This is a genomic window from Nostoc sp. DedVER02 (assembly GCF_034530675.2).
Taxonomy (GTDB): Bacteria; Cyanobacteriota; Cyanobacteriia; order Cyanobacteriales; family Nostocaceae; genus Nostoc.
This window is the reverse complement of sequence record NZ_JAVRCP020000011.1, coordinates 49,622-68,186: the sequence shown is the minus strand read 5'-3', so window position 1 is coordinate 68,186 and position 18,565 is coordinate 49,622. Positions and strand designations below refer to the sequence as shown.

7 protein-coding genes and 1 pseudogene are annotated in these 18,565 nt (G+C 39.0%); 6 read left to right on the top strand and 2 right to left on the bottom strand.

Annotation, left to right across the window (positions count from 1 at the left end; all coding sequences use genetic code 11):
- Positions 1 to 34 precede the first annotated feature (34 nt).
- The 4 genes from RMZ41_RS13620 to RMZ41_RS13605 all read left to right on the top strand — a co-directional run bounded on the left by RMZ41_RS13620 (position 35) and on the right by RMZ41_RS13605 (position 15,342).
- Positions 35 to 7,750 (top strand): non-ribosomal peptide synthetase, encoded by a 7,716-nt coding sequence (locus RMZ41_RS13620; RefSeq protein WP_322642342.1) that lies wholly within the window; start codon positions 35 to 37, stop codon positions 7,748 to 7,750.
- The gene (locus RMZ41_RS13615; RefSeq protein WP_322642341.1) at positions 7,747 to 11,970 is read left to right on the top strand and encodes an amino acid adenylation domain-containing protein; all 4,224 of its coding nucleotides are present in this window, start codon (positions 7,747 to 7,749) and stop codon (positions 11,968 to 11,970) included. Before RMZ41_RS13620 ends, RMZ41_RS13615 begins: the two co-directional genes overlap by 4 nt.
- A gap of 34 nt (positions 11,971 to 12,004) precedes the next feature.
- Complete coding sequence (locus tag RMZ41_RS13610) at positions 12,005 to 13,180, top strand: 2-isopropylmalate synthase (protein WP_322642340.1); 1,176 nt, start codon at positions 12,005 to 12,007, stop codon at positions 13,178 to 13,180.
- A 140-nt stretch (positions 13,181 to 13,320) separates the two neighbouring features.
- Positions 13,321 to 15,342: an ABC transporter ATP-binding protein/permease gene (locus RMZ41_RS13605; protein WP_322642339.1), complete on the top strand. Its 2,022-nt coding sequence runs from the start codon at positions 13,321 to 13,323 to the stop codon at positions 15,340 to 15,342.
- Positions 15,343 to 15,345: 3 nt separating this feature from the next.
- On the opposite strand, the pseudogene RMZ41_RS13600 reads toward RMZ41_RS13605, so the two are convergent.
- Positions 15,346 to 15,495 (bottom strand): annotated as a pseudogene (locus RMZ41_RS13600) (IS4 family transposase); the annotation flags it as partial.
- 466 nt (positions 15,496 to 15,961) lie between these two features.
- Here RMZ41_RS13600 and RMZ41_RS13595 point away from each other — a divergent pair.
- Positions 15,962 to 16,399: an NADAR family protein gene (locus RMZ41_RS13595; protein WP_322642338.1), complete on the top strand. Its 438-nt coding sequence runs from the start codon at positions 15,962 to 15,964 to the stop codon at positions 16,397 to 16,399.
- Between the two features lie 175 nt (positions 16,400 to 16,574).
- A complete protein-coding gene (locus RMZ41_RS13590; RefSeq protein ID WP_322642337.1) occupies positions 16,575 to 17,600 on the top strand; it encodes a tetratricopeptide repeat protein in 1,026 nt (341 codons plus the stop codon).
- Positions 17,601 to 17,682: 82 nt separating this feature from the next.
- Here RMZ41_RS13590 and RMZ41_RS13585 read toward each other — a convergent pair whose 3' ends face one another.
- Complete coding sequence (locus RMZ41_RS13585) at positions 17,683 to 18,381, bottom strand: phosphoribosyltransferase (RefSeq protein ID WP_322642336.1); 699 nt, start codon at positions 18,379 to 18,381, stop codon at positions 17,683 to 17,685.
- Positions 18,382 to 18,565: the final 184 nt, after the last annotated feature.

The window sequence follows — 18,565 nt, the reverse complement described above, 5'->3', positions numbered from 1 at the left end:
CTTTTCAAGACAGAGTTTTTAATTACGAATTATTATGAGTGACTTATTAAAACGTCTTGAATCTCTATCACCTGAAAAACGAGAATTAGTTTTACAAAAACTGAAGAAGCAACAGAAATCGCCGCTTCTTACTCCTGTATCAAGGGAACAACTTCTTCCTCTGTCTTTTGCTCAACAAAGGCTGTGGTTTATTGACCAATTAGAAGGTGAAAATTGTGTCTATAATGTGCCGTTTTTCTGGGAAATTAGCGGAGTTTTGAATGTCAGTGCGTTGGAAAAAGCGATCGCCACAATTATCCAACGTCATGAGGTATTACGCACTAGCTTCTCTATTGTCGATGAGTCACCTATACAGGTGATTGACGCTCATCCGCAGCTAAAGTTACAGGTGCTAGACTGGCGACAAGTCCCAACAGAACATCACTTAAGCAAGGCGCGACAGTTTGCGATTGCAGAATTACAACAGCCATTTGACTTATCAAACCCGCCTTTACTGCGAGTCAAGTTGCTGCAATTAGCTGAACAATCCCATCTACTCTTACTGGTTATCCATCATATTGTCTGCGATGGCTGGTCAATGGATATCTTCCGCCGGGAATTGTTCGCTCTTTACACAGCTTTTTGTAATGGTGAATCGTCTCCTTTACCGGAATTACCTCTACAATATGCCGATTTCGCTCATTGGCAAAGACAATGGTTACAAGGAGAGGTACTGCAAACCCAACTTAATTACTGGCAAAAACAATTAGCAGATGTTCCGCCACTGTTAGAATTACCGACAGATAAACCACGCCCATCAGTGCAAAGCTTTAAGGGGCGGAGTGAGTTTTTGCAACTCAATCGAGATTTGACGCAGAAGTTGAAGCGTTTAAGCCAGGAGTCAGGAACTACTCTGTTTATGACAATGCTGGCGGTATTTGCGCTGTTATTGTCGCGCTACAGTGGACAAGAGGATATTGTTGTTGGTTCTGCGATCGCCAATCGTAACCGTAGAGAAATAGAACCATTAATAGGCTTTTTTGTCAATACTTTGGCTTTGCGTACCAACTTGCAAGGAAATCCCACTTTCTTAGAATTACTGCAACGGGTGAAGCAAGTAACCCTGGATGCTTACGACCATCAAGACTTACCCTTTGAGAAGCTAGTTGATGAATTGGGATTAGAGCGATCGCTTTCTCATCATCCTCTATTTCAAGTCGCTTTTGGCTTGCAAAGTGGAACTCCAGAGAAACTAGAAATTCCTGGCTTAACTCTTTCCCGTTTTGAGTGGGAAAATACCACGACACTGTTTGATTTATCGCTAATTTTCCGAGAAACTCCTCAAGGTTTAACCGGAGAATGGGAATATGCAACTGATTTGTTTGAGGCTGAAACTATCCAACGAATGGCGGGACATTTTGAAGTTATACTCAAGCAAATTATTGATAACCCGAAGCAACCAATCAATAGTTTATCTTTGCTGACAGAGGATGAGCGTCATAAATTACAAAGCTGGAATCAAACTCAAACACAATATCCCCACGATAAAACTTTAGTTGATTTATTTGAAGAACAAGTTAGAAAAAATCCCGATAATCAGGCTGTATTTTTTGAATCTCAAACTTTAACTTATCAAGAACTCAATCAAAAAGCCGATCGATTAGCTTACTATTTAATTCACAATTACCAAATTCAGGCAGATACTTTAATTGGTATCTCTGTCGAACGTTCTTTGGAAATGATTATTGGTGTACTTGGTATCCTGAAAGCTGGCGGAGCATACCTACCGATTGACCCTAATTATCCCCAAGAACGGATTAAGTTCATGTTAGAAGATTCTGGGATATCGATATTATTAACCCAAAGTCTTCTATTAGATAAATTACATTTAGATAACTTAGATAAGCCTTGCCACGTTATTTGTTTGGATAATGTTTCACGCAGAGGCGCAGAGACGCAAAGGAATATTTTTGAGAAAATCACGCCTGACAATTTAGCTTATGTCATCTACACTTCTGGTTCAACGGGAATGCCGAAGGGTGTAACGATTGAGCATAAAGCCATTGTTAATCTAGCTTTGGGTTGGATTGAAACTTTTCAAGTGCAACCCCATAGTCGTGTGCTTCAATTTGGTTCTTTTAGTTTCGATTTGTCTATTGGTGAAATTGCGACTGCTTTATCCGCAGGTGCTTGTTTATATTTAGGAAATAAAGATACTTTATTACCAGGCGACAGCTTAGTTGACTTTTTAATCCAACATAAAATTACTCACAGCCTTTTATCACCTTCAGCTTTATCAGTCTTACCAAAAGCAAGTTTTCCCGATTTGCAATGTATCACTGTGGGCGGAGAAGCTTGTCCTGCTGAATTAGTTAGTCAGTGGGGAATAGAACAAAATTTATACAATTGCTATGGCCCGACAGAATCAACTGTGACTGCGGCTATTTATCTTTGTCAACCAAATGGAAAAAAACCACCAATTGGTAAACCAATATCTAATGTACACATCTATATCTTAGATGCACATAATCAACCATTACCGCCAGGAATACCAGGGGAATTATGCGTTGCAGGAATAGGTTTAGCTAGAGGTTATCTCAACCGTTCAGAAATTACTAGCCAAAAATTTCTAGAAATTGAATTATTTGGTAAAACTCAGCGAATTTATAAAACTGGTGACTTAGCAAGATGGAATGCTGAGGGCAATTTAGAATATTTCGGTCGGATTGACGAGCAAATTAAATTACGCGGATTTAGAGTTGAACTCGGTGAAATTGAATCACTTTTATTACAACATCCATTAGTTCAAGAAGCTATTGTAATTTTATATAAAACTGATAATAATTCCAGGCTATTAGCCTATATTACGGCGGCGGAAAAATCCATCAATTTAGAGATTGAAGTTAAAGAATACCTGAAAAATCGTCTGCCTAATTATATGATTCCGAGCCAGATAATGGTTTTAGAACAGTTGCCTCTGACTGCTAACGGTAAACTAGATAGGCGAGCATTACCAGCACCAAATACAGACGCTTTCACTGAGTTAGAAATACCAGTAACTCCTACAGAAGAAATACTAGCTACTTTATGGCAAGGGTTGTTAAAAATTCAATCTGTTGGTCGCTCTAACAACTTCTTTGAGTTAGGTGGACATTCACTGTTAGCAACTCAATTAATTGCCCGAATTCGCGATCGCTTTGGCGTTGAATTATCCGTCCGTAAGATATTTGAGCAAAGTGTTTTATCTGAGTTGGCGCGGGAAATTGACAAAGCATCTGCGAGTGTTGCTTTACCTCCCATTACGCCCCAAGCAGAAAATGAGCCAAAAACTCTATCTTTTGCCCAATCAAGACTTTGGTTTCTCGCCCAACTTGAAGGTAAAGGAACTTCTGCTACCTACAATATGCCCTTTGCACTCCAACTTGATGGCAACTTAAATGTAGAAGCTTTACGCCAGAGTTTAACCTATTTGTTGGAACGCCATACAACTTTACGCACTTATTTCCCTGCTTTGGAGGGAGAACCCCAAGTAGTAATTAGAAATATCGAAGATATAGAAGTATTAGAAATTGCAGACTTACAAGCACTCGATTCTCAAACACAAGCGGAAACTGTACAAAAGTTAGCCGATACCCATGCTCAAGCACCTTTTAACTTAAATACTGACACCCTGTTCAGAGCTAAACTACTGCAACTCGGCCAACAGAAAAATATCCTACTGATTAATATCCACCACATTATCAGTGATGGCTGGTCAATGGGTGTATTTAAGCGCGAATGGCGACAGGCTTATACTGCTTATGCTGTGGGTTCTACTCCCAACTTATCACCGTTACCGATTCAGTATAGCGATTATGCAGCTTGGCAGCGCAGTTGGTTACAAGGGGAGAGTTTATCAAGCCAGGAAAATTATTGGAAACAACAATTAAGTGATGCGCCTCGGTTGCTGGAGTTACCTACTGATTATCCTCGTCCAGCGCAGCAAAGTTACCAAGGTGAGCGTGAAGAATATTGTTTGAGCAAAGAACTGACTCAGAAACTTAAAGCTATTAGTCAACAACAAGGGGTGAGTTTATTTATGACCCTGTTGACTGCTTTCAATATTTTACTGTCACGTTACAGCCGCCAAGATGATTTGTGTGTGGGTTCTGGGATTGCTAACCGCACCCATAGCTACACAGAAGGGTTAATCGGCTTTTTTGTCAATACTTTAGTATTGCGGAGCAAAATCAAGCCGGAGCAAGGATTTAGTGAATTACTGCAACAAACTCGGCAAACTTGCTTAGATGCTTATGCTAATCAAGACATTCCCTTTGAGTATTTGGTAGAACAACTGCAACCAGAACGCAGTCTCAGCCATAATCCATTATTCCAAGTGATGATGGTGATGCAAAACGCAGCGGGGGCGGGAGTAAATGTTAGTTTACCAGGGCTAGATATTCAATATTTGGAACAAAGTTTTCCATTTGCCAAGTTTGATTTATTGCTGGATTTGTGTGAAAGGGACGAGCAACTACATTGTATGTGGGAATATGCCACAGATTTATTTGCGGCATCAACAATTAAACGCATGGCGGGACATTTTGAAGTCTTGTTGACAGCAATTACCCAAAATCCGCAACAGCCGATTTATCAGCTACCCATCATCACCCCAGCAGAAAGCCAACAACTACAAATTTGGAATCAAACAGACGCAGATTACCCTAAAGATTTGTGCATATATCAATTATTTGCAGCACAGGTGGAGAAAACTCCAAATAATATCGCTGTTGTTTTTGATGAACAGAAACTTACTTATCAACAACTAAATCAAAAAGCTAATCAACTAGCTCATTATTTAATTCAAAATCACCAAATTCAGCCTAACACTCTAATTGGTATTTGTGTTGAACGGTCTTTAGAAACCATAATTGGTTTACTGGCTATCCTTAAAGCTGGTGCGGCTTATGTGCCAATCGATCCGAGTTATCCCCAAGAACGCATTCATTTAATGCTTGAAGATAGTGATGCAGCAGTATTATTAACAACTAAATCTATTAGAAAGCAACTTCCCTTAGAAAAGTTTAACAACTACTGCCAATTACTATTTCTAGACGAACAAACATGGACTCAACAACCTACAGATAATCCTCAGATAAATAGTAGTCCTGATGATTTGGCTTATGTAATTTACACTTCTGGTTCGACTGGAAGACCAAAAGGCGTGGCAATTTGTCACTCCTCATTGACTAATTTCTTATATTCAATGAAAGACAAGCCAGGAATAACTGCGTCTGATACTCTCTTGGCTATCACAACTATATCTTTTGATATCGCTGCACTGGAAATTTATTTACCTCTAATCGTAGGTGCAAAAATAATTCTAGCTAGTCGAGAAATTGCCTCTGACGGTTTACAGTTAGCAGAACAATTACATAACAATGCTGCTACTATTATGCAGGCTACTCCAGCTACTTGGCGGATGTTGTTAACCGCAGGATGGAAAGGTTCAAACCAGTTAAAAATCTACTGCGGTGGTGAAGCATTAACTTGGGAACTTGCTTATCAACTACTAGAAAGAAGTGCTGAACTTTGGAATCTTTATGGCCCAACAGAGACTACTATTTGGTCAGATATCTATCAGGTAAATACTTTTGAGCAATACAAAAATTTTCAAGGGTCTGTGTTATCAATTGGGAAGGCGATCGCCAACACTGGCATCTATATTTTAGATAATTACAATCAACCCCTTCCCCCAGGAATACCAGGAGAATTGTGCATTGCTGGCGCAGGTTTAGCACAAGGCTATTTGAACCGTCCCGATTTAACCGCCGAAAAATTTATCACATTGGAATTATTAGGAAAAACTGAGCGAATTTATAAAACTGGTGATTTAGCTAGGTGGCTACCCGATGGTAATCTGCAATATTTAGGGCGGATCGATCGCCAAGTCAAATTGCGGGGTTTCCGTATTGAATTAGGTGAAATTGAAGCATGTTTACTCAAACACCCCAAAATTCAGGAAGCGGTTGTTTTAGTTCGAGAAGAAAGCGAAAGCGATCGCCGTCTACTCGCCTATATTGTCCCCGCACAAACAGAGGATAAATACCTCCAAGGTGAACAAGTAGAATTATGGCAACAAATTTTCAATGATGCGTACTATCAACAACAAAACCCAGAAGACGATCCTACCCTGAATTTAGCTAGCTGGATTAACAGCTATACCGGAAATCCTTATCCCAAAACTGTAATGCAAGAATGGCGAGATACAACCGTCGATCAAATTTTAGAACTTGCACCTCAACAGGTATGGGAAATCGGCTGCGGGGCAGGAATGTTATTGTTTAAAATTGCACCTCATTGTCAGCATTATTTAGGCACAGATTTTTCATCAGGTGGATTGCAGTATATTGAACAATATCTAAAACAGCAGTCTATCAATGATAAAGTTACCTTAAAAACTAGGGCAGCCAACCAGTTTGATGGCATTGAAACAAATGCTTATGATTTGGTAATTATAAATTCTGTAATTCAATATTTTCCGTCTTTGGATTACTTGTTATCAGTAATTGAAGGTGCTATCAAAACTGTAAGTCCTCAAGGAAAAATATTTATAGGAGATGTGCGAAATCTCAATTTATTAGAAGCTTTCCATACGGCAGTCGAGTTTTATCGCGCCCCTGATGAATTATCAATTCAGGACTTGCGCCAACAGATTCAAAAAAGCATCCGTACCGAAGGCGAATTACTAATTGACCCTGATTTATTTATTGCTATTAAACAAAAATTTCCTCGGATTAGTCACGTAGAAATTCAATTGAAACGGGGTTACAGCCATACGGAAATGAGCCGTTTTCGTTATGATGTGGTTTTATATTTGGATGGTACAGATACTCCTGTTGCAGAATCCCAATGCTTAGATTGGCAAGAACAACAGTTAAATTTGGCAACTATCGAGAAAATTTTAGCAACTCAGCAACCAGATTTATTAAGGATTAAAGATATTCCGAATGCCCGTCTAACTTTAGAAATGGCATTGTTGGAAAACATTCCTCAATTAGAGGGGAATGTTGCAGATTTAAAAGCTGTAATTTCACAAATCAAATTAGGCATAGAACCCGAAGTATTCCGCACTTTAACGCGAGATTTACCTTATACGCCTTTTATTCAATATAGTTCCACAGGGTTTGCTTACTACGATGTTATTTTACAAAGAAATATCCCGGAACAAGAGACAATACCAAGATTCAATCAAAGAGAAAATTGGCGACTGAAACCTTGGCAACATTACGCCAATCAACCGTTACAATATCGCATCAATCAAGTTGCTCCAGAGTTATTAGAAGAATGGCGAGATTTACTGGCAAAAAATCTGCCTGATTATATGATTCCTAACCATTTTCTTGTTTTAGAAAAACTGCCACTAACACCAAATGGCAAAGTAGACCGCAAAGCTTTACCTGCGCCAGGTGCAGCAGTGGCAGCCACAGATATTGAATTACCTGTAACAGAGACAGAAAAATTGCTGGCTCAACTATGGGCAAAGCTACTCAAATATGAAGCCGTAGCCCGACAAGATAACTTCTTCAACTTGGGGGGACATTCATTATTAGCCACTCAATTGTGCTACCGCATCCGCGACACTTTCAACGTAGAAATACCACTACGTCAAGTATTTGATTCTCCCATTCTCAGCGAATTGGCAAGTTATATAGATAGCTACATTTGGGTTAATTTGTCCAGCGCAGATATGCAACCTTTAAACTCAGACGAAGAGGAAATTGAACTATGACTATGACACAAAATCAGCCAATAGTTTCTTTAATGCTTCGTTTGCAGAATCTAGGCTGCAAAATTTGGGCTGAAAATGATAAGTTACGGATTCGTACTAGCAAAAATGCCTTAACAGATGAACTCAAGCAAGAAATTCAAGCCAACAAAGCAGAAATTCTAGCTTTCTTGAAAGCAGCTAAGACGCAAGTTGCCGTTACAGAAGAAATTCCTACTTTAAGTGCTGACTCTCCCAAGCCGCTTTCTTTTGCTCAACAACGCGTATGGCTATTAGCACAACTCCAAGGGCCATCAGCTACTTATAATATGCCGATCGCTCTACAACTGAACGGCAGCCTAAATATTGATGCCCTGCGTTCTAGTTTGGCTTATCTACTCAATCGCCACGAGAGTCTGAGGATATATTTTCCCACCGTCGCCGGACAACCCCAAATTGCGCTGCGTAATTTAGACGAACTCGAAGTTTTAGCCGTACAAGATTGCCGGAACTTAGATGAAAGTCAATATTTACAACATTTAATCAATGCTCATGCACAACAACCCTTTGACTTAAATACTGGCCCTTTATTTACAGCCAAACTATTGCAATTGCAAGAGCGTAAATTTGTATTGCTCATAAATATGCACCACATTATCAGTGATGGCTGGTCAATGGGGGTATTTGTGCGTGAGTTACGGCAAGCTTACACTGCTTTTACCCAAGGTCAAACCCCAAACTTTCCTCCCTTGGCTATTCAATACAGCGACTATGCGGCTTGGCAAAGAAATTGGTTACAAGGCGAAGTATTAGAAAAGCAGATTAACTATTGGAAAAATCAACTGGGTGATGCTTCGCCATTACTCGAATTGCCTACAGATTATCCTCGTCCATCACAGCAAAGTTATCGAGGCGATCGCTTTCTTTATTCTCTCACGCCAGAGTTAAGTGCTGCCGTTAAAAATTTCAGCCAACAGCAAGGCGTAAGCCTATTTATGACTCTGTTGGCAGCTTTGAATATTCTACTATCTCGTTACAGCCGCCAAAACGATTTATGTATTGGTTCTCCTATTGCCAACCGCACACATAGTCAAACAGAAGGGTTAATTGGCTTTTTTGTCAATACTTTAGTACTGCGTAACCAAATTAATCCCGAACAAAGTTTTATCGAGTTTCTCCAACAAACGCGCCAAACTTGTTTAGATGCTTACGCTCATCAAGATATCCCCTTTGAGGTTCTGGTAGAAAAGTTACAACCAGAACGCAGTATGAGCTATAACCCATTATTTCAGGTAATGTTTGCGCTGGAAAATAACGAAAGTCCAGACTTGAGTTTACCAGGGTTAGAGATTGAATGGCTGGGGGTGAAGGGTGCGATCGCCAAGTTTGATTTAACCCTGATGGTGATGGAATATGACAACCAGCTAAATTGTTCTTGGGAATACGCCACCGACCTTTTTGAAAAAGCTACTATCCAAAGAATGGCGGAACAGTTTGAAGTTCTGCTCAAGGGAATTATTGATAATCCCAACCAACCAATTCACACTTTGCCTTTGATGACAGCAGCCGAACTGCTACAACTTCAAAGCTGGAATCAAACGCAAACTGATTATCCTAAAAATAAAACTTTAGTTGATTTATTTGAACAACAAGTTAGGAAAAATCCCGATAATCAGGCTGTCTTTTTTGAATCTCAAACTTTAACTTATCAAGAAATTAATCAAAAATCTAATCAATTAGCTAATTATTTAATTCACAATTATCAAATTCAGCCAGACACCTTGATTGGTATCTCTGTCGAACGTTCTTTAGAAATGATTATTGGTGTCCTCGGTATTCTCAAAACTGGCGCAGCTTATGTACCGATTGACCCTAATTATCCCCCAGAACGGATTCAGTTCATGTTAGAAGATTCTGAGATATCAGTATTGCTAACCCAAAATATTTTATTAGATAAATTACCTCTAACTGAACTTAAACACCAGGTTATTTGTTTAGATGAGGAAGTTTTTGCTGAAGAATTAACCCATAATCCTAATCCTCAAATTACAGCTGATAATTTAGCTTATGTTATCTACACCTCTGGTTCGACGGGACAACCGAAGGGTGTAGCGATCGAGCATAAAGCCATTGTCAATCTCGCCTTGGGCTGGGTTGAAACCTTTCAAGTGCAACCCCATAGCCGTGTGCTTCAATTTGGTTCTTTTAGTTTCGATTTGTCTATTGGTGAAATTGCGACTGCTTTATCGGCAGGTGCTTGTTTATATTTAGCCCATCAAGAAAGTTTATTACCAAGTCAAGCCTTAGTTGACTTTTTAACCCAACACAAAATTACTCATATATTTTTACCTCCATCAGCTTTAGCTATATTACCAAAGGCAACTCTCAGCAATTTACAATCTATAGGTGTTGGTGGGGAGGCTTGTCTGGCTGAATTAGTTAGCCAGTGGGGAACAGGACGACGTTTTTATAACTGCTACGGGCCGACAGAATGTACAGTTATTGTAGCGATAGCTACGCTGGCCAATGGCAACGCACTTTGTCAACCTAACGGCAAAAAACCATCAATTGGTAAACCATCTCCCAATCTCCGCATTTATATTTTGGATGCACATAATCAACCATTACCGCCAGGAATACCAGGAGAATTATGCGTTGCAGGAGTTGGTTTAGCTAGAGGTTATCTCAACCGTCCAGAAATTAGTGCCCAAAAATTTATTGAAATTGAATTATTTGGTAAAACTGAGCGAATTTATAAAACTGGTGACTTAGCAAGATGGAATGCTGAGGGCAATTTAGAATATTTCGGTCGGATTGACGAGCAAATTAAATTACGTGGTTTTAGAGTCGAACTTGGTGAAATTGAATCACTTTTATTACAACATCCATTAGTCAAAGAAGCTGCTGTCATCTTATATAAAACAGAAACCAATCAGAGTTTAATTGCATACGTAACGGGAATCACCAATCATTTATCTATCGAATTAAAAAATTATCTTAGATCGCGACTACCTGATTATATGATTCCTGCTCAGATTGTGGTGTTGGATGAGTTACCTTTAACTCCCAATGGCAAAATTGATCGTAAAGCTTTACCTACACCTAATCTTGAGATTCAAGGTTTATATACAGCACCACGCAACGAAGTTGAACAAAAACTAGCGCAATTATGGTCTGCTGTCCTCGAACGTCAAGAAATTGGCATTTATAACAACTTTTTCGACTTAGGCGGACATTCTTTATTAGCAATCAAATTGCTCAATAATATTCAACAGGTTTTTGGGCAACAACTTGCTTTGAGTAGTTTATTTCAGAACCCTACTATTGATCAACTAGCCGAACAAATTTCTAATACAGGAGTGCAACAATCCCATCCAGATTTACTGTTACTCCAACCTCAAGGAAATGCAACTCCTCTATTTTGTCTTCCTGGTGCAAACGGACATGGCTTTTATTTTCAAGATTTGGCTACCAATTTAGGAAATGAGCATCCAGTTTATGGGCTAGAAACTCCAGGAAGAGATGGACTCAACCCACTTCCAAATTCAGTAGAACTTCATGCAAGCCAACTGATTGAGGTATTACACCAACAACAACCCCAAAGTCCATACATACTAGTAGGATACTCATCAGGTTGTGCTGTTGCTTTTGAAATGGCTTTGCAACTGGAACAGCAAAGCGAAAAAATAGAATTCTTGGCTATTTTAGACTCTGGATTAGTTTCTTGTCCCGAACATTTAACTAATAGAACAGAGATTGATTGGATTTGGCAATTACTCCAACGAATTGAAGCTTTAAAGGGAGTTTCTTTTGGTTTGAAATACACTGATTTAGCTGCTCAAAATGATGACCAAGCCCGTTGGAATTTGGCAGCAGAGTATTTATACAGATATAACGTCCTACCGGAACACTCGACCCTTGACTTACTAAAAACCAATATGCAGGTGATGAAAGTGCTAACGCTCAATTATGCCAATTATCAGCCTAAGCATTCAATTTCTGCACCGATTGTTTTATTCCGCGCTCAAGAAGTGCATGAAATTGTTGTGCGAGAACTCCAAGCTTTTTCTGATTACGATTTACCTGATTGGAGATGGCAAACCTATGCTCAAAAGCCTGTCAAGGTGATTTCTATACCTGGGAATCATGGGCGAATGCTTTATGAACCCAATGTCAAAGTATTAGCCACACAACTACAAACGGTGATGCAAGAGGCCAAAAAAGTAATCGCTCTCAATTATTAACCTGACTTTCTTAATTTTGGAGTGGTATAAAAAAATGCAAATTCCTATTAAAATTTCCGATGAAACTCTGCGGGATGGAGAACAACAAGTAGGTATTTTCTTCTCTTACCCAACCAAACACCAACTTGCTCGTCTGATTGCTCAAACAGGAATTGATGGATTTGCCATCATGCCAAGTGTTTGCGAACAAGAAGCAGAGTTAGTCAAATCATTAGTCTTAGAAGGATGGGATGGACTAATTACTGCTGATACGATGATGGGAAAGCAGTATATCGATCTAGCGAAAGAGTGCGGAGTTAAGCGCATTATTCTCTTCCATGCTGTTTCCGATCGCCTGCTGTTTTTGCGAAATCCCCAAGTTCGCCTGATGAGCGAATTTCAAGATAAAACCATTGATGATGATATCTCATCTCAAATAATCAATAGAATTCGTCAAGATGCTCTTGATGTCATTGTTGAAAATCTACACTATGCTACAAAAGTCGCAGGTTTGAGAGTAGATTTTGCGGCTGAGGATGCTTCTAGAGCCGATTTTGACTATTTAGTGCAATGTATTCGCTCATGCAGTCCTTATATCGAACACTTTCTACTGTGTGATACGGTGGGGGTTCTCACTCCAGAAAAGAGTTATATCTGGATTAACGACTTGCTCCAATCTACCGCAGGGGTAGCCTTGGGAGTACATTATCACAACGATATGGGCTTGGCTTTAGAAAATACTCTTCAGTCTCTCATGGCGGGAGCCACTTTAGTATCGGGGACATTTTGTGGTTTGGGAGAACGAGCCGGAAATGTGGCGATCGAGCAAGTTTTAAATGGTTTGCGAGTCCGTTTCGGTATTGAAGTAGAGGGGATTAACTATGATGCGATCGCCGCAGTGATTAATTACATCGAGCAAATGGGGATTCGCCCCGCCGCCCCTTATTCTCAAACTGCACAACGTCACGAATCAGGTATTCATGTCAATTCTTTGTTGCGCGATCCCAAAAGCTATGCAATATTTCCTCATAACAAAATAGATGTTGTATTTGGCAAATGGAGTGGAGTTAGTAATTTCCAATATCTATTTGAAAAGCAACTACACAATCCTCAACCTAGAAAACAGTACGAGAAGATGCGTTCTGTTATCAAATCTCTTGCCACTGAAAAAGAACGTTATTTTACTGCTCAAGAAGTTTTAGAATTATGGAAAAATGGTATCTTTGAATAGGAAACTGTGAAAATAGTTCAAAACTTCAACAATTTAAAGAGTCAGGAGAACACTTTCTCAATTGATAAAAAATAAGAATCAATTATGACTTTTTTCTCCTAGTCTTTAATGCTAACTAGCCAAGCCATTATTTTTTAGAGATGCAAGCTACAACTGTGATTGGTAAATCCTCAAGAAATGATTCTTCACCTGCTAATGATTTTTGGGGGAATGTCAGAGCGATCGTCGGGTCTTTCCTGTATCCTACCGAGGCAAACGGCAGAACATTTTCAGATGTAATCCGTACATGGGGAATGCTTCTTCTCCTAGTATTATTAATCATAATGCTCGTAGGTGTAACTGCATTTAATAGCTTTGTTAACCGCTTTTTGCTAGATATCATTACTGAAGAGCAAGATTTAAATAAATTTACTAATACATTATGGCTTTATGGTGCTGCTCTTGTCTGCGTAACGTTCTTAGTAGGATTTACTAGATATGTTAGAAAACAAATCGCTCTTGATTGGTATCAATGGCTAAACGACCGAATTTTAGATAAATATTTGAGTAATCGTGCCTATTATAAAATTAACTTTAAATCCGATATTGATAATCCAGATCAACGAATAACCCAAGAAATAGAACCTTTAACAAGAGATGCTCTTTCTTTTTCGGCTACTTTCTTAGAAAAAATGCTGGAAATGATAACTTTTTTAGTAATTCTCTGGTCTCTTTCCTATTGGGTAGCAGTTGTATTGGTAGCTTATACAGTTATAGGTAATTTAATTGCTGTTTATTTAGCTCAAGAATTAAATAAGATTAAACAACAGGAACTCGAACATCAGGGGGATTATAATTATAGTGTCAATCATGTTCGTAATCACGCTGAATCAATAGCTTTCTTTCGAGGAGAAAAACAAGAATTAAATATAATAGTACGCAGATTAAATAATATTATTAAAAGTGCTAAACGTAAGATTAATTGGGAAGTAACTCAAGATATTTTTAATAGAGGATATCAAGCGATTATTCAAATATTTCCATTTATAGTATTTGGGCCTTTACAGATTAAAGGCGAAATTGAATTTGGAGAAATTGCCCAAGCCAGTTTAGCTTGTAATCTGTTTGCTACGGCTATGGCTGAAGTAATTAGAGAATTTGCTACTTCAGGACGATTTTCTAGTTATGTTGAGCGTTTAGTTGAACTGTCAAATGCGCTACAAGCAGTGACTAAACAACCGGAAAATGTCAGTACGATTAAAACAATAGAAGAAAGGCAACTAGCTTTTGAGCATGTTACTTTACAAACGCCTGACTATGAACAGGTGATTGTCGAAGATTTATCGCTTTCTGTTCAGCCGGGAGAGGGTTTATTAATTGTGGGCCCTAGTGGTCGAGGTAAAAGTTCTTTATTAAGAGCGATCGCTGGTTTATGGAATGCGGGTACTGGTCGTTTGGTGCGACCTCCTTTAGAAGAAGTCTTATTTTTGCCCCAACGTCCATACATTATTTTGGGAACTCTGCGCGAACAGTTACTTTACCCTAATACAAATCGTCAAATGACCGATGCAGAAATCAAAAATATTTTGCAACAAGTAAACCTGCAAAACTTACTAAGTCGAGTTGAAGGTTTTGATACAGAAGTTCCTTGGGAAAACATACTATCGCTAGGAGAACAACAACGTCTAGCTTTCGCACGCTTGTTAGTTACTCATCCCAGATTCACCATATTAGATGAAGCGACAAGTGCCTTGGATTTGAAAAATGAAGGAAATTTATATCAACAATTGCAAGAAACCAAAACAACATTTATTAGTGTAGGACATAGAGAAAGCTTATTTGATTATCATCAATGGGTTTTGGAACTTTCACAAGATTCTAGTTGGCAACTTGTGAGTATTCAAGATTATCGAAACCAAAAAAGAATTACCCAGAACTCGACTGAAACTACTCTCATTACTACAGACAGCTTATCTAATAATGAATACCAAAATAAATCCGCAAGATTGATTGAAAAAACTCTCAGCGAAGGTCTTTCTCATAAAGAAATGAGTGAATTAACTTCCTATGCCATTAACACTATTAGAAGTAAGGCAAGCAAAGGAGAGACTATCGTAGCTAGAGACGGCTTTACCTACCGCTATGACAAAGATCCTCATATCCTGAAATGGATCAGAATTTAACGAAAAGGAAAGAGCATCAGTAGATGCACCAACTTTAACCAACCCAGTTGAGTCCTCAAATTCTAGTTTCCAATTATTTTTTATCCGCAAGACAAAATATTTGTTTTCTTGTACTAATTCTTGAATAAATTTTAGCCCAGCAAATCCTCTATCCCTCGACGCGCATTTAACCTCAGTTTCAAGACCAGCGCAAATGTTTTCTTCCTTTGCCAGTTTTTCCCAATTTATTGAACAACAATTGAGTGTCTTGACTCTCACTCCAGCTTACTGGTATGAATGGATGGTAGCAATTTGATTTTAGAACAAAATTAGGTATTGTAGTGTGTGTTAGAACGGAGTTCGTAACGCACTGTTATCACGGGTTTGATGTGTTACGCTGTTGCTAACACATCCTACGGATATTTTCTCCAAATCAAACCGGATTCCTATAGGCCATAAGCAGTTAGTTGCTTATGTTGTCTCTAGTAACCCATCCTTAGACCAAAATGAATTACAAAGCTTCTTGAAACAAAAGCTGCCGAACTACATGATACCAACAGCTTTCGTAATGTTTATCTCCTCTTTCATCAATAATTAAAATAATTGGTCTTCCTTTTAGTATCTTTAAAAATTGACTTTTATGACAATCTACTTTTATAGCACTCGTGAAGAATATGGCTGTTTCTCTAACTTTTCACCCCACGGGTTTCAATTAGATGGATTATATTGGCCAACCAGCGAACACTACTTTCAAGCGCAAAAGTTTGTGGATACACCTCATTTAGAACAAATCCGCCAAGTTAAAACACCTAAAGATGCGGCAAGAATGGGGCGTGAGAGAAGCCGTCCACTACGTCAAGATTGGGAACAAGTTAAAGACGACATCATGCGGCAAGCTGTGCTGTGTAAATTTAAAACTCATACAGATATTAGGAATATCTTACTTTCCACAGGCAATGCAGAAATTGTTGAAAACTCGCCTATCGATTTTTACTGGGGTTGCGGAGCCGATGGTAGTGGTAAAAATATGCTAGGAAAAATTTTAATGGAGGTGCGAGAAAGCCTGCACCATATATAAAGCGCAGATGTCGTTCGTAGAACTGTTAAACGATCCGCTAAACCAACCTGATGAAAGATACCTTCTAGTTTTGGGAACACTATATTTACCACCAGACTTAACAAGAAGGGGTGGATGCCTAAAGGCGAATGGAATAACAGATAGATCGGACATATCAACAACAAACTTAAAACCAGTGAAACGTAATACAATTACTCACCAATTTGACTCTGGTTCACACGCAGAAATATTATCTTCCCAGGAAAGCGATCGCAATTTATCCGAAGCATCCAACCTACTACGGCAAGGAATTCAACAGCAGCAAGCTGGTGAATTAATAGCGGCGCTAAAGTCTTTACAACAATCTTTGGGGCTGTTTCAAGCAGTTGGAGATTTGCAAAAACAGGCACAGGCGCTTTCTTTTTTAGGATTGGTAAGTTACAGCGCCGGAGACTACAAAGGTGCTATCTCTTACTCTCAGCAGTGTTTGTCTTTGCTCAATAATATCTCAGATTTAGCATTGCAAATGCAAGCACTTTCCCATTTAGGTAATTCATACCGTCACCTGAATGATCATAACAAGGCTATTGATTTTCTAGAAAAGTGTTTAAAAATAACGCAACAGCTACAAGATAAACGCAGTCAAGTGGCAGCACTGAATAATTTGGGATTGGTGTATAAATCTTTGAGCAACTTTACACAGGCTATTGAGTATCAGCAGCAAAGTCTAGAAATTGTGAGGGAACTCAAAGATAACTGGGGTGAGGAACAGATACTCAAAAATTTGGGTAATGCTTGGTATGCTTTGAATAATTATCCAAAAGCGATCGCCTATTATGAACAGTGTGTAGTATTAGCACGCTCCTTAAAAAATGTCCGTAGTGCTTCTCAGGTGCTAAAAAATCTAGGTAATGCTTGTTATGCTTTAGGTGATTATACTAAAGCCATTAAGTATTATGAAGATCGATTGCTATTAGCTAGAGAAATTCAAGACAAGCGTAGCGAAGAACAGTCTTTAGGTAGTTTAGGAGTTGCCTGTGAAGCTTTGGGTGACTATAACAAAGCAATTACATATTACGAACAACGTTTGCTCTTAGCTAGAAATATCAAAGACCGTCGCAGTGAAGAAGAAGCTCTCGACCGTCTGAGAGTCGCTTGCTACGCCTTGGGTGATTATGCCAAAGCTATGCAATACCAGCAAGGAACTTCAAATAATTCGTAATTCGTAATTCGTAATTCGTAATTTGTAATTTGTAATGACGCTCCTACGTCGCTCTCAGCGAAACCATACCGATAATTCAAAATTACTCGCACAGATCCATCGGCCCTATTGTATTTTGTTGCTGGAGATATTTGAGAACTTCTAATGTATCAACTTGGGGAAATTGGGCGTAAAAATTACTCACACTCCAGAAGGGTTCTGGTGTTTCTAAGACGATTGTGCGATCGCACCACTGTTCTAACCAAGGTAGCAATTTTTGTGGTGCTACTGGACTACATAGCCAAACTGCTTCTGGCGAAAGCGCTTTGATGGCAGTTGCCGCTACCGCCATTGTCATACCCGTAGCAATGCCATCATCAACTAAAATGACCGTAGCATTCTCGGCATCGACCTGCGGACAAGCAGGAATTAATTGAGCCTCAAGAGATTTTGCTTGGTTAATGGCTTGATTCAAAGCCATTTCCCGCAACCGTGCATCATATTTAGACCGAAATAGCTTTTGATCACTCCAAATAACCTTTCCACAAGTAGTCACTGCACCAATTGCTAACTCTGGGTTTTCTGGATGGCTAATCTTTTTCGCTACAACGATTGTCAAAGGACAATCTAGAAGATGTGCTATTGGTGCTGCTACTGGTATACCTCCTCTTGGCAAGGCATAAACAATTGGTACAGGCTTTACCCCAGAATCAATAGTTTGCTGAGTCAAAACATCATAAATCACTTGCGCCAATAACTCACCCGCATGGGTGCGATCGGCAAAAAGCGGGGTCTGTGACATGGGTTCCCCCAGCATCTTAGGACGGCACTACTTTTATCATGACTGAATTTTGTCTCAAATTAACTGATACAATAAGATTTGTATAAATAATAATTATTCAGCAAAAGTCTATTTTTTCTGATAAATCTCCAAGCAGAGCAGTATTTAACTCAGATAAGACAGATGGTGCTGATGTCAAAATCCT